Source organism: Erythrobacter sp. (assembly GCF_024305245.1).
Classification (GTDB): domain Bacteria; phylum Pseudomonadota; class Alphaproteobacteria; order Sphingomonadales; family Sphingomonadaceae; genus Erythrobacter.
The window spans coordinates 216,396-228,974 of the sequence record NZ_JAMWYX010000004.1; the positions used below are offsets into that span (position 1 = coordinate 216,396).

A 12,579-nucleotide genomic window follows, 5' to 3' on the forward strand; every position below is an offset into this window, starting at 1 on the left:
CCTCGGGCCGGATCAGCTGCGCGGCGGCCTCGGGAAAAAGGCCGATGTCCGCCGTTTGTAGTCGGCGTATTTGTCGCCCTTGGACTTGTCCAACCCCTTCTCCAGCAGCGCCGCGCCCGACCATTTGGTGAGCGTGAAGCTGAGGAACAGCGGGCCGATCACGGTCGCCGCGGCATATTCCCACCCTGTCGCCGCGCAAGCCAGCCAGATACCCCACCATGCGGCGAAATCGCCGAAATAATTGGGGTGGCGGGTGTAGCGCCACAATCCTGTGTCCAGTACCTTGCCTTCGTTCGCGGGATCGGCCTTGAACCGCGCCAATTGCCAATCACCCACCCATTCGAAGAACACGCCGATGCACCACAGGCCGAAACCTGCCCATGCCAGCGGCAGAATTGGGGCAGGGTGGCCGCTCGCCAGAATGCCGACCTGCGCAGGGCTGCTGACTATGAACAGCAACACCGCCTGCAGCAGCCACACCTTGGTCAGCGCGGCGCTGGCGAAGCGACCCTCGGCGCGGGCCTTTTTCATGATCAGGATATACCGCTTGTCTTCCCCTTCGCGCCGCCAGCGGCGGAAAAGGTGGATGCCCAGCCGGAAGCCCCAGGCGGTGGTCATGACCATGATCAGCGTCGCCAGATCGCCCGGCCCGCCATAGACGTGGAGCCAGCTCGCCACCGCGAGGATGCCCATCCCTGCGCCCCAGAACGCATCGATGAAGCTGACGTCGCCGATTTTCACGCTGATCGCCCAAAGGATCAGCACCAGCGCCAGCAGGATCGCAGCGTTCAGCGCGAGCAGTTCAAACATCGTTCTTTCCGGCGATGATGTCGCGCGCCTGTTGTTCCAGCACCTTGAAGCGTTCGTAATCGGGCAGTTTCGAGCGGAACCATTCGGCGATTTTCAGCAGGTCCTCGCCGTAATTGCCGGTCGGGATCATCGGCGGACCGAAACTGACGATCCGCCGCGCATTGTCGGCAAAGGCGGGGACGATCGGCACGTTCGCCGCGCGGGCGATGTGGTAGAAGCCCGAGCGCCACTTGCCGTCGGACTTGCGCGTGCCTTCGCAGGCGATCACCAGCGCCAGTTCATCGCGTGCGGCGAATTCGGCGGCGACCTGCTCGGTGGCGTTGGCCTTGGCCGTGCGGTCGATCGGGATGCCGCCCATGTCGAGCATGAAGTTCTTCATCACGCCCTTGAACAGCGTGTGCTTGCCCATGAAGTTGGGTTTCACGCCCTCTTCATGCGTCGCGCCGGTGAAGAACACGAAATCCCAGTTCGAGGTATGCGGCGCGCCTGCCAGCACGTATTTTTTGAGATGCCGGGGCAGCGGAGAGTCGATCTTCCAGCCCCTCGCATACCAGATGGCGAGGATGATCCGCCGCACGATGCGCGAAAGCAGCGTGGGCGTGCGCGGCGGCGCGGCGACGAATTTTTCCTGAAGCAAAAGGCGCGCCCCTCCCAAAGGCCATGACCTTGTGGCCTATCTTGGGTTATTTACGCAAGTGGGGGCGTGGGGGTTTCAGATTTCACCCCGCGGATGGTGCGGTACTGATCCATATTCACAGCATCAGCGGCAGTGCATTGCCAAAATTGTGCGCCGCGATTGGCAGCAGCAAGCTACCGGTGCGCTCGCGCAGCCACACCGCCAGCAACGATGGGATCGCGGTGAGGGCGAGGTAAACCGGATCGATCGCGAAGCCTTCGCCCGCCGAATAGGAGAACGCGTGGGCGAGCCCGAACACCAGCGACGACAATAGCGCCCCCCATCCCCAGTTGATGCCCAGCAATCTGATCCGTCCGCGGAACGCCTCGTTCAGGGCCAGCAAAAGGATGCCGCGGTAGAATATCTCCTCCTCAAGGCCGGGCATCGTCAGCTGGAACGCCACGGTTTCAGCGGTTGCATCGCCGGCATCGAAAGCCAGCGCGATGACGAGGAAGAACAGGATATATGCCGCGAACACGAAAGCTGCCGAGCGAAGCGAGCCGGGATGTTGCCGCAAGGTCAGCCCGGAGCGGCGCCATCCGAACAATCCCAGCGCCGCGACGCCAAGCGACAGGACCAGTGCCATCAGCTTGCCCTGCCAGTTCCAGTCGCTGTCCGGCAGGAGATCGGGGATCAAGCCGTAAACGCGGGTGAGCATCGCATCATTGGCGAATACCAGCGCGGTTGCCACTACGAGCCAGCCGGGGGAGAAGTTCTTGCGGTCTGCCAACCCCAGCCCGGTTCCGACAAGGATGAGTATCCCGCAGATGGAGACAATCGCCGTGATCTGATCGCTCATTCTCGCGCTCCCCTGCCTGTGCCTTGCGCTACATCCTGAACACGCCAAAGCGCGGCGCTTCCGCAATCGGCGCTTCCAGACACGCCGCCAGCGCCAACCCCAGCACATCGCGGGTCTGCACCGGGTCGACCACCCCGTCGTCCCAGAGGCGGGCGGTGGCGTAGTAGGGGTTGCCCTCGTCCTCGTATTTCTGGCGGATCGGCGCCTTGAACGCCTCGGCCTCGCGCTCGTCCCACTTGTCGGCGTCGCGGTGGACGGTGGCGAGCACGCTCGCGGCCTGCTCTCCGCCCATCACCGAAATGCGCGCGTTGGGCCAGGTGAACATGAAGCGGGGCGAATAGGCCCGCCCGCACATCCCGTAATTGCCTGCGCCGAAGCTGCCGCCGATGACGACAGTCACCTTCGGCACGGTCGCGGTGGCGACGGCGGTGACCAGCTTCGCGCCGTGTTTGGCGATCCCTTCCGCCTCGTATTTCCCGCCGACCATGAAGCCGCTGATATTCTGGAGGAACAGCAGCGGGATGCGGCGCTGGCAGGCGAGTTCGATGAAATGCGCGCCTTTCTGCGCGCTTTCGCTGAACAGCACGCCGTTGTTGGCAAGAATAGCCACTGGCATCCCCCAGATATGGGCAAAGCCGCAGACCAGCGTGCTGCCGTAATGCGCCTTGAATTCGTGGAATTCGCTGCCGTCGACCAGCCGCGCGATCACTTCCTTCACGTCATAGGGCGCGCGCACGTCATCGGGGATGATGGCGTAGAGATCGTCCGCGTCGAACTTGGGCGGGCGCGGGTCTTTGAGCGCCACGTCCGCCGCCGCGCCAGTATTCGCACCCAAGTGGCTGACGATATCGCGCACGATGGTGAGCGCGTGTTCGTCATTCTCGGCCAGGTGATCGACCACGCCCGATTTCTTCGCGTGCAGGTCCCCGCCGCCCAAGTCCTCCGCGGTGATTTCCTCGCCGGTGGCTGCCTTCACTAACGGGGGCCCCGCCAGAAAGATCGTGCCCTGATTGCGCACGATCACGCTCTCGTCCGACATCGCGGGGACATAAGCGCCGCCCGCGGTGCAGGAGCCCATCACGCACGCGATCTGCGGGATGCCCAGCGCGCTCATGTTGGCCTGATTGAAGAAGATCCGCCCGAAGTGGTCGCGGTCGGGGAAGACCTCGGCCTGATGCGGCAGGTTCGCGCCGCCGGAATCGACGAGGTAGATGCACGGCAGGCGGTTCTCCTGCGCGATCTCCTGCGCGCGCAGGTGCTTCTTGACCGTCATCGGGTAATAGGTGCCGCCCTTCACGGTCGCATCATTGCACACGATCATGCATTGGCGACCGGACACGCGCCCCACGCCGCAGATCAGCGAGGCCGCGTTGACGTCACCTTCGTACATCCCGTTCGCGGCCAGTTGCCCGATTTCGAGGAAGGGCGAACCCGGGTCGAGCAACCGCTCGACCCGCTCACGCGGCAGCAGCTTGCCGCGCGACACGTGCCGTTCGCGGCTGCGCTCCGATCCGCCGAGAGCGGCCTGCGCCACGGCAGCGCGCAGTTCCTGTGCCAGCGCGTGGTTATGCGCAAACCGCGCCTTGGCCTCGGGGCTTTCGCGGTCGAGCTTCGATGTCAGGACAGGTGCGGTCATGTTGCCTTTGCTTTGCCTTTCGTCTCGGGGTCATGCCCCGACAGGAGGTAGCGATAGACCCCGACGAGGTTGATCGCCAAGAGCCCGATGTTCTGCCAGCCGATTCCTTCCCCCTCGTCGTTCATGAACCCCCAGGCGATCAGCGCGATCGAGGAAGTGACGAAGATCACGAAACCCCAGCCGGTTGGGCGTGGCCCGAGATTGAGCGACACGATCAGCGCCGCGACGAGGCCAGCGCCCGCGCCGTAATACTGGAGGGCGTTCAGGAGGTTTTCGTTCATGTCCGGTCCTTGGCTGTGAAGCTGCTCCGGTAGAGGGTCGGATGCGCCTGCGCCCACCAACCATGTGAGGATCACCGCTTGCGCACGAACTCGGCCCGCAGCACCAGCCCCTTGATGCCGGGATATTTGCAGTCGATTTCCTGCGCATCGCCGGTCAGGCGAATCGATTTGATCAGCGTGCCCTGCTTCAGCGTTTGCCCTGCGCCCTTGACTTCGAGATCCTTGATGAGCGTCACCGCATCGCCATCGGCGAGGATGTTGCCGACCGCGTCGCGCACCTCGACCGCATCCTCCGCCGCCTGCTTGGCCGCAAGCTCGGACGCAGCCATCCACTCGCCGCTCGCCTCGTCATAGACGTAGTCTTCGTCGGTGCTCATTTGGGGGCTCCTGCGTTGCGAAGTAGCGATGGGGGCGGTGATGGCGGTCGGCCTACCGTGGTGCAGTATCAATACGAAGTTCAAAGACTTTGTCGTTTTCCCGTTCGGCAGGCGGCGTACTCAGCCATGCTACAAGTTCACGAAGACTTTCGCTTTGTATGCCTCCGGAGGGGTATTTCTCGGTATCAGATATGAACAGGAAAATGTCGGGTGAGGACACGAAGAACGTGTTGTAGATGCCGCTGCCTCGCATGAAACGCATGCGAGGGTTATCCATGCTGGCATTCTCAGCAACAATGATGGCCTGAATGGTCTCGGACTTCAGCCCCTTTGGCGGGAGACGCCCATCCAGTCTGATCGCCAGATGCGGAAGATCATTGAAGCCTATTGCCTCAGCGGATCTCGCCACGTGGACAGTGCCGGGGCATTCATTTTTCAAGATTACCGGTTCATAATCGCCTCGTAAGTGAGCCTTCTCTTCGTCTGGGCTCTCGGACAAAGCAGTGGGTATCCAATCGGTAGGCACGAACAGGCGTGTCTCACGGAACCGTGCGATGCGAACATCGTGGACCACGCCTCGAGCATCCGTGACCAAATGCTTCTCTGCGTCTTTGCAGGTCAACGCTTGCCTCACTTTCGGCTCATCTTCGGCAGGCTGCTCTCCAGTGCAGGCAAGTAAGGTCAAGCAAAGCACGGATGTCCGAAGACCGCGCCTTAGACTTATGAACCTCACCCCGCCGCCCCGATCAATTCGCGCCCGATCAGCATCCGGCGGATCTCGTTCGTGCCCGCGCCGATATCGAGCAGCTTGGCGTCGCGCATATACCGCTCCACCGGCCAATCGAGCGTGTAGCCCGCGCCGCCCAGCGCCTGCACGCTTTCCGCCGCGACCTTGAAGGCGTTCTCCGACGCCAGCAGGATCACCCCTGCCGCATCGAACCGCGTCGTCTGCCCGGCGTCACACGCCTTGGCCACCGCGTAGGTATAGGCGCGGGCCGATTGCAGGGCGACATACATGTCGGCGACCTTGGCCTGCATCAGCTGGAAGCTCCCGATCGGCTTTCCGAACTGCTTGCGCTCGCGCAGGTAGGGGATCACCGTGTCGAGGCACGCCTGCATGATGCCGAGCTGCAATCCGGCCAGCACCACGCGCTCATAATCGAGCCCGCTCATCAGCACGCCGACACCGCCGTTCAGCGGCCCCATGATGCGGTCTTCGGGGATGAAGCAGTCGGTGAACACCAGCTCGGCGGTGGGCGAGCCCTTCATGCCGACCTTCGAGATTTTCTGGCCGATGGCAAAACCCTCGTCGCCCTTCTCGATCAGGAAGGCGGTGATGCCGCGCGATCCGGCGTGCCCATCGGTCTTGGCATAGACCACCAGTGTGTCGGCTTCCGGCGCGTTGGTAATCCAGAACTTGGTGCCGTTGAGGACGTAGCCGCCCTGAACAGCCTCGGCCTTGAGCTTCATCGAGACCACGTCCGACCCCGCGCCCGCTTCGGACATGGCCAGCGACCCGACATGCTCGCCGGAGATCAGCTTGGGGAGGTATTTCGCCTTCTGCTCGTCATTCCCCCAACGGCGGATCTGGTTGAGGCACAGGTTCGAATGCGCGCCGTAGGACAGACCGACGCTGGCGCTGGCCCGCGAGACTTCCTCGACCGCGATCACGTGTTCGAGGTAGCCGAGGCCCAGCCCGCCCCATTCTTCCTCAACCGTGATGCCGTGCAGGCCCAGCGCGCCCATCGGCTCCCACAATTCGCGCGGGAAGCGGTCTTCGCGGTCGGTGCGTTCGGCCAAGGGCGCGATCTGCTCGTCTGCAAAACGTGCGGTGCTGTCGCGGATCATCGTGGCCGCTTCGCCAAGGTCGAAGTCGAAATCGGGGGTAGCGCGCATTTTATGTTCCTGCCGGAGTAATGATCGTTCTGCGGACGCGCATAGCAAGCGCTCACGCAAAGGCCAATCGCCTGCGCTGGCCCTCTGCGACTTTCGCCGTTAGGGAACAGCGGCATGACGGCCACCGACCCCTTGCTCGTATTCGACGCCGTGACCCGCGCTTACGGCGAAGTGCTGGCTGTTGCGGGCGTGAGCTGTGCGATTCAATCGGGCAGTTTCGTTGCGCTGGTGGGGGCCTCGGGCTCGGGCAAGTCGACGCTGCTCAAGATGGTCAACACGCTGGTCGAGCCGACCGGCGGGGCCGTGCTGTTCGGCGGCGAGGACGTATCCACACTGCCGCCCGCCCGCCTGCGCCGCCGGGTCGGCTACGTGTTTCAGGGCATCGGCCTGTTCCCGCACATGAGCGTGGCCGAGAACATCGCCATCGGCCCGCGCCTGACCGGCGAGAAACTGGGAGGCGAACGCATCACCGAACTGCTCGAACTGGTCGAGCTGGAAGCGGGAATGGCGAGCCGGATGCCTGATGAGCTTTCGGGCGGGCAACGCCAGCGCGTCGGCGTGGCGCGCGCGCTGGCGGGAGGGCCGGAACTGCTGCTGATGGACGAACCCTTCGGCGCGCTCGACCCGCTGACCCGCGATGCGCTGGGCACCAAGGTGCGCGAGTTGCATGAACGGCTCGGCCTCACCACGGTGATGGTGACGCATGACATGGCCGAGGCACTGCTGCTGGCCGACCGGGTGCTGGTGATGGATACTGGCAAACTGGTCGCTGACGCGACGCCGCGCGAATTGCTCGCGGGGGAAGGCGGTGACATCGCGCAAGGCCTCGTCGCCGTGCCGCGCCAGCAGGCCGAGCGTTTGGCGGCGTTGGAGAGTCTTGGGGAAACCCCGCGCTGATGGGCGATATCTGGGAAATCCTGCCGGGCCTTGGCGACAAGCTGGCGGCGCATGTCGTGTTGTCGGCCAGCGCGATCGGACTTGCGATGCTGATCGCCTTGCCGATGGCGGTGTGGGCGAGCCGTTCGCCCACGGTGTCGCGCATCGCGCTGGGGCTGGCGAGCCTCGTCCAGACTATCCCCGCGCTCGCGCTGCTGGCGCTGTTCTTTCCGCTGTTGCTGAGCTTGCGCAGCGTGTTCGGCGAGGGATTGCCGACCTTGGGCTTCCTCCCCGCGCTGATGGCGCTGACGCTCTATGCGCTGCTGCCGATATTGCGCAACGCGGTGACCGCGCAGGCCAATCTCGACCCCGGCGTGCTCGAAGCCGCCGACGGCGTGGGCATGACCAAGTGGCAGAAGCTCACGCTTGTGGAAGCGCCGCTGGCCGCGCCCTTCATCATGGCGGGCATCCGCACGGCATCGGTGTGGACCATCGGTGCGGCAACGCTGGCCACCACCATCGGTCAGCCGAGCCTCGGCGATCCGATTTTCGCGGGCCTTCAGACCCAGAACTGGGCGCTGGTGCTGGCGGGATGTCTGGCGAGCGCAGGGCTGGCGCTGGCGGCGGATAACCTGCTGTGGGTGATCGAGGTCGGGTTGGCCAAGCGGTCGCGCTGGATGACTTTTGGCGGCATGGCGGTGGTGGCGCTGGGCATTGGCGCCGCGCTGTGGGCGCAAGGCGCGGGTAGCGATGAACGCCGCATCGTCATCGCTTCCAAGCAGTTTTCCGAACAATATATCCTCGCCAAGCTGATCGGATCACGGCTGGAGGCGGCGGGATATGCAGTCGAATATCGCGACGGGCTGGGCAGCGCGGTGGTGCATTCCGCGGTCGCATCGTCCAGCATCGATATCTCGGTCGATTACACCGGTACGATCTGGACCAATTACCTGAACCGCGACGACAATCCCGGACGCGAGGCGATGTACGAGACGATCCGCGAGTGGGAAGCGCGAGAGAACGGCGTCAAGGTGCTGGGCCGTCTTGGGTTCGAAAACGCCTATGCCTTCGCCATGCGGCAGGACCGCGCGGCGGAGTTGAGCGTTACCTCGCTCACCGATCTGGCCGCGGTCGCCCCGCAATTGACGGTCGGCGGAGACCCTGAGTTTTTCGAGCGGCCCGAATGGATCGCGGTGCGCGATGCCTATGGCCTGCGGTTCGCAGGCAACCGCAACTTTGCGCCGACCTTCATGTACAATGCGCTGCAATCGGGCGAGGCGGACGTGATCAGCGCCTATACCTCCGACGGGCGGATCGCGGCGGACAAGCTCGTGGTGCTCGAAGACCCCGAGGGCGCGCTGCCGAGCTATGATGCGATGCTGATGCTCTCCCCCCGGATCGCGGACGACGCGGGCGTGATCGCGGCGCTCGAACCGTTGATCGGCGCGATCAGTGTCGAGGCGATGCGCGAGGCGAACCTTGCCGTCGACCGCGAGGACGAGGCAAAACTGACCCCGCGGGCGGCGGCAGCTGAACTGGCGGACAAGGTGGGGCTGTAATTCCCGCTTTCGCAGGAGCGCACCGCATCAACTCACCCGCTTCCACACCTGTGTCTGGCAGAACGGGCCGATGCAGCCTTTGACCTCGAGCACGTTCGCGCCCTTGCGGCGGATCACCGAACGATAGCTCTTGCCGCTTTTGGGATCATAGATCCGCCCGCGCCACAGGTCGCCATCCGCGGTGAAGCCCGACAGGATCGGCAGGCCGAGCAGGCGGCGCTTGCGCAAGGCAGGATCGGGATTGTTGATGTCGCGCTGGTCAAGGCCGTCGGGCGGCGGGACAAGGAACTTGTCGACCGTGCCGCACACGGTCTTGTCCGATGCAGCCCTGCCGCACGGCTTGATCGCGACCACCGCGTCCTTTTCGGCCGTCACCCAGCGCCCGGCCACCGGCTCCGCCGCATGGGCGGGTGCCGCCGCTGCGGCCACGATGATCAGCGCGCCCAGCCACTTCATCATGCAAACCCCACCCCATACGGCCAGCGCCGCCCGCAAATGCCCAGCACCTTGAACAGGGTGCCCATCTGGTTGTCCTCCACCAGCCGGTCACGCTGCCGCTTGAGCTTGTCGACCTCGCCCGGATTGCGCAGCTGGAGCGCCTCGGTGCGGGTGTCGATGCCCATCTGGCGCAGCCATTCGCCCTGATACTGCAGGCCCATCACGTCCGCACCCTGTTCGCGCGCGACGTGGGCGAGCAGTTCGAAATCCACATGGGCGGTGATGTCGGCCTCGCCCGGATGGGCGAAGACATCGACCTTCTTGTGCGCCTTCAACGCCTGCAAGGTGGTACCGGCGCTGAGTTCCATGTGGCCATAGTCGATGATCAGCGCCCCGCCGCCCTGATTTTTCAGGCGCTGCGCGATTTCGGTCATCACCGCGACCGCCGCCGGGCTGGTTTCGATGGTTGCGCCCTGCGCTGCCCTGAGCCAGCTGGGCGGGACGATGGAATCCATCCGTTCCTTGCCCGCGCCGAACACGAAGTTCTCGCCATCAAGCCCGACCATCCGTTCGAACCAGCCATCGGCGGACCGCACCAGCTGGTGGATCGGCAGGGCATCGAAAAATTCGTTGGCAACGATCAGCAGCGGCGCATCATCGGGCAAGGTCGAAAGATCGTGGTGGTGGTGGCAACCGGGGAATGCCTCGCGCTGCAACTGCCGCAGTGTCGGCGAAGTTTCGACGAAGTGCACCTCCGGCGCGAATTCGTAACGGGCCGCGGTCGTCAGCGCGTCTTTCGCCAGCGTGCCGCGTCCCGGGCCGAGTTCGACATAGTGGATGCACTTGCGGCTGCCCATCCGCACCCACAGATCCGCGAACCACAGCCCGATCAGTTCGCCGAACATCTGGCTGACTTCCGGCGCGGTGATGAAATCGCCCTGATCGCCCAGCGGATCGCGGCTGGCATAGTAACGCGCATTGCTCTCGGCCATGAACTGCGCAAGGCTGATCGGGCCGGTCTCGCGGATCAGGCGGCGGAAGCTTTTGCCCAGATCGATCTTGGCGCGGGCGGCGGCTTCGGCTTCGACTTCGGCTTCGAGGCGCGCCTGTTCTTCGGCTGCGGCCTTGGCTTCCGCTTCGAGACGGGCCTGTTCTTCGGCTTCGATGCGCGCGCGCTCGGCCGTTTCGGCCTCGGCTTTCGCCTTGGCTTCAGCTGCCAAGCGGGCCTTTTCCTCGGCTTCCGCCTGTGCGCGAGCGGCGGCTTCGGCCTTCGCTTTGGCCTCGGCTTTGGCCTGCGCTTCCGCCTCTGCTTGTGCCTTGGCCTCTGCTTCGGCTTTCGCCTTGGCCTCCGCTTCGGCCTTGGCCTGCGCTTCGGCCCGTGCTTTCGCTTCGGCTGCAGCTTTCGCCTTCGCTTCTGCCTCGGCTTTCGCCTTGGCTTCGGCGTCCCGGCGCGCCTGTTCGGCGGCGGCCTTGGCGGCGGCTTCGGCTTCGGCCTTGGCGCGGGCTTCGGTTTCGCGGCGGGCCTGTTCTTCGGCCAGTGCCTTTTCCTTGGCTTCCTTGCGCGCCTTGGCTTCGGCTTCGGCCCTGGCCTGCGCTTCGGCGGCGAGCCGTGCGCGTTCGGCGGCTTCGGCTTCGCGGCGGGCACGCGCTTCGGCTGCGGCCTTCTCGCGCGCTTCGCGTTCGGCGGCGGCGCGGGCTTCGGCTTCGGCCTTGGCGCGCTCGCGTTCTTCGCGCATCAGCCGCGCGCGTTCCTCGGCTTCGGCCTTCAGGCGTGCGGCAGCTTCGGCCTTGGCTTTCGCCTCGGCTTCGGCCCGTGCCTTGGCTTCGGCTTTGGCCAGCGCGCGGGCTTCGGCTTCGGCACGGGCTTTTTCTTCCGCTTCGGCGCGGGCGCGGGCTTCGGCCTCGGCTTTGGCCTTCGCCTCGGCTTCGGCCTTCGCGTCCGCTTCCGCCTTTGCTGCTGCCTCTGCTCTTGCGCGCTCCTGCGCTTCGGCAAGGGCACGGGCTTCGGCGTCAGCTTTTGCCTTGGCTTCGGCAGCGGCGTGCTCGCGCGCGGCGGCTTCGGCTTTCGCCGCCGCCTGCGCTTCGGCCTGCGCTGCCGCGCCGGATTCCGCCGTCTCCCGCTCCGCAGGCCCGGTTTCAGGGTCGATCAGCCGCAGCCCGCCGCGCCATGCGCGCGGGGCATCGTCGCCCGATGTCAGGCCGGAGCGACGCCCCCACTCGCCAGCGGTTTCGTCCGCAGCGCGAAGAACACGACAATCAATCCAATCAAGATCAGCGGTATGCTTAGCCATTGCCCCATCGATAGCCCTGTCCGGGCCGCAAAGTCAGCCAATTGTGCATCGGGCTGACGGAAAAATTCATTAACGAAACGCGCGATTCCCATGCCGAGCGTGAACACGCCGACCAGCAAGCCGGGGCGATAGCGCGCGCGGGTTTTCCAGAACAGCAGCAACATCACGATCAGCAGCGCGAGACCTTCCAGCCCGGCCTGATAGAGCTGGCTGGGGTGCCGTGCGAGTTCGTCCGCGCCGGGGAACACCATCGCCCATGGCACGTCGGCCGGACGGCCCCACAATTCGCCGTTGATGAAATTGGCGAGGCGCCCCAGCAGCATCCCCATCGGCACGCTGACCGCGACGTAATCGGCCACGCGCAGGAAGTTCAGCTTGTCGCGCCATGCGACGTAAATCATCGCTGCCGCCACGCCGGCCAGCCCGCCGTGGAACGCCATCCCGCCGTCCCACAGCCGCAGCAATTTCCAGCTGATGAAGCCATCGCCCGAAAAATCGGTGAAGGCGCTGGGAATGCCGGTCTCGCCCCCGGTGTAGAACATCGCGTAGCCCAGCCGCCCGCCGAGAATCACCCCCAGCGTGCAGTAGAACACCAGATCGTCGGCATGGCGCTGCGCCATCGGCGCGCCGGGTTCCCGCAGCATCCGCGAGGTATGCCACCAGGCGAAGAAAATCCCGAAAAGATAGGCCAGCGAATAATATCGCAGGGTGAAGAACCCCAGTTCGATGCCCGGACGCAGCCCGAGGTCCGACCAGTAGATCGGATCGGCGGCGCTGCTTGCGGCAAGTAGTGACAGCACGGAGCGAACCCCTTAATGATGATGATATGCCGTATCGGCGGGCCTGATGTGGCCCCGTTGCGCTGGCGCTTCTGGCACAGCGCGCGGGGCAGGGGAAGGGGCGCAGGCGCGCAGGCAGATAATGGGATCGGAAGACCGGA

At 64.9% G+C, this 12,579-nt stretch carries 13 protein-coding genes; 2 read left to right on the forward strand and 11 right to left on the reverse strand.

The window, feature by feature from the left end; translation table 11 throughout:
• Window positions 1-12: 12 nt before the first annotated feature.
• From Q0L48_RS07845 to Q0L48_RS07880, 8 genes are all read right to left on the reverse strand, one after another.
• Complete coding sequence (locus Q0L48_RS07845) at window positions 13-810, reverse strand: DUF1295 domain-containing protein (RefSeq protein ID WP_296719321.1); 798 nt, start codon at window positions 808-810, stop codon at window positions 13-15.
• On the reverse strand, window positions 803-1,447 hold the full coding sequence (locus Q0L48_RS07850) for a lysophospholipid acyltransferase family protein (protein ID WP_296719323.1): 645 nt from the start codon (window positions 1,445-1,447) through the stop codon (window positions 803-805). Before Q0L48_RS07850 ends, Q0L48_RS07845 begins: the two co-directional genes overlap by 8 nt.
• Window positions 1,448-1,562: 115 nt before the next feature.
• Window positions 1,563-2,285: a CPBP family intramembrane glutamic endopeptidase gene (locus Q0L48_RS07855; RefSeq protein WP_296719326.1), complete on the reverse strand. Its 723-nt coding sequence runs from the start codon at window positions 2,283-2,285 to the stop codon at window positions 1,563-1,565.
• A 28-nt stretch (window positions 2,286-2,313) separates the two neighbouring features.
• Entirely contained in the window at window positions 2,314-3,921 is a 1,608-nt protein-coding gene (locus tag Q0L48_RS07860; RefSeq protein ID WP_296719330.1) for a carboxyl transferase domain-containing protein, read from the reverse strand.
• Entirely contained in the window at window positions 3,918-4,202 is a 285-nt protein-coding gene (locus tag Q0L48_RS07865) for a hypothetical protein (protein ID WP_296719333.1), read from the reverse strand. Before Q0L48_RS07865 ends, Q0L48_RS07860 begins: the two co-directional genes overlap by 4 nt.
• 71 nt (window positions 4,203-4,273) lie before the next feature.
• Window positions 4,274-4,579, reverse strand: a complete 306-nt coding sequence (locus tag Q0L48_RS07870; protein WP_296719335.1) for an alkylphosphonate utilization protein — start codon at window positions 4,577-4,579, stop codon at window positions 4,274-4,276.
• A 52-nt stretch (window positions 4,580-4,631) separates the two neighbouring features.
• Window positions 4,632-5,264 carry a hypothetical protein gene (locus tag Q0L48_RS07875; RefSeq protein ID WP_296719337.1) on the reverse strand — a complete coding sequence of 211 codons (633 nt, stop codon included), beginning with the start codon at window positions 5,262-5,264 and terminating at the stop codon, window positions 4,632-4,634.
• A 44-nt stretch (window positions 5,265-5,308) separates the two neighbouring features.
• Window positions 5,309-6,475, reverse strand: coding sequence for an isovaleryl-CoA dehydrogenase (locus Q0L48_RS07880; RefSeq protein ID WP_296719341.1), 1,167 nt, complete (start codon window positions 6,473-6,475; stop codon window positions 5,309-5,311).
• 114 nt (window positions 6,476-6,589) lie between these two features.
• Between Q0L48_RS07880 and Q0L48_RS07885 the strand changes: the two genes are divergently transcribed.
• Both Q0L48_RS07885 and Q0L48_RS07890 read left to right on the forward strand, forming a co-directional pair.
• On the forward strand, window positions 6,590-7,372 hold the full coding sequence (locus Q0L48_RS07885) for an ATP-binding cassette domain-containing protein (RefSeq protein ID WP_296719344.1): 783 nt from the start codon (window positions 6,590-6,592) through the stop codon (window positions 7,370-7,372).
• Entirely contained in the window at window positions 7,372-8,910 is a 1,539-nt protein-coding gene (locus Q0L48_RS07890) for an ABC transporter permease/substrate-binding protein (RefSeq protein WP_296719347.1), read from the forward strand. Before Q0L48_RS07885 ends, Q0L48_RS07890 begins: the two co-directional genes overlap by 1 nt.
• Before the next feature lie 27 nt (window positions 8,911-8,937).
• Here the strand turns inward: Q0L48_RS07890 and Q0L48_RS07895 are convergent, their stop codons facing one another.
• From Q0L48_RS07895 to lgt, 3 genes are read right to left on the reverse strand one after another with little or no spacing between them, the layout of a single operon-like run.
• Window positions 8,938-9,369 carry a DUF2147 domain-containing protein gene (locus Q0L48_RS07895; protein WP_296719350.1) on the reverse strand — a complete coding sequence of 144 codons (432 nt, stop codon included), beginning with the start codon at window positions 9,367-9,369 and terminating at the stop codon, window positions 8,938-8,940.
• Window positions 9,366-11,639 (reverse strand): class I SAM-dependent methyltransferase, encoded by a 2,274-nt coding sequence (locus Q0L48_RS16675; protein ID WP_367274028.1) that lies wholly within the window; start codon window positions 11,637-11,639, stop codon window positions 9,366-9,368. The genes Q0L48_RS07895 and Q0L48_RS16675 overlap by 4 nt, the downstream gene beginning before the upstream one ends.
• Complete coding sequence (gene lgt, locus Q0L48_RS07905) at window positions 11,543-12,439, reverse strand: prolipoprotein diacylglyceryl transferase (protein WP_296719353.1); 897 nt, start codon at window positions 12,437-12,439, stop codon at window positions 11,543-11,545. Before lgt ends, Q0L48_RS16675 begins: the two co-directional genes overlap by 97 nt.
• Window positions 12,440-12,579 lie beyond the last annotated feature (140 nt).

Bases quoted from the DNA above. Each gene is read 5' to 3' on its own strand.
- Q0L48_RS07855 (WP_296719326.1), bottom strand. From the start codon at position 2,285: ATGAGCGATCAGATCACGGCGATTGTCTCCATCTGCGGGATACTCATC.
- Q0L48_RS07885 (WP_296719344.1), top strand. From the start codon at position 6,590: ATGACGGCCACCGACCCCTTGCTCGTATTCGACGCCGTGACCCGCGCT.
- Q0L48_RS07895 (WP_296719350.1), bottom strand. From the start codon at position 9,369: ATGATGAAGTGGCTGGGCGCGCTGATCATCGTGGCCGCAGCGGCGGCA.
- Q0L48_RS07880 (WP_296719341.1), bottom strand. From the start codon at position 6,475: ATGCGCGCTACCCCCGATTTCGACTTCGACCTTGGCGAAGCGGCCACG.
- Q0L48_RS07870 (WP_296719335.1), bottom strand. From the start codon at position 4,579: ATGAGCACCGACGAAGACTACGTCTATGACGAGGCGAGCGGCGAGTGG.
- Q0L48_RS07865 (WP_296719333.1), bottom strand. From the start codon at position 4,202: ATGAACGAAAACCTCCTGAACGCCCTCCAGTATTACGGCGCGGGCGCT.
- Q0L48_RS16675 (WP_367274028.1), bottom strand. From the start codon at position 11,639: ATGGCTAAGCATACCGCTGATCTTGATTGGATTGATTGTCGTGTTCTT.
- Q0L48_RS07890 (WP_296719347.1), top strand. From the start codon at position 7,372: ATGGGCGATATCTGGGAAATCCTGCCGGGCCTTGGCGACAAGCTGGCG.
- Q0L48_RS07845 (WP_296719321.1), bottom strand. From the start codon at position 810: ATGTTTGAACTGCTCGCGCTGAACGCTGCGATCCTGCTGGCGCTGGTG.
- Q0L48_RS07860 (WP_296719330.1), bottom strand. From the start codon at position 3,921: ATGACCGCACCTGTCCTGACATCGAAGCTCGACCGCGAAAGCCCCGAG.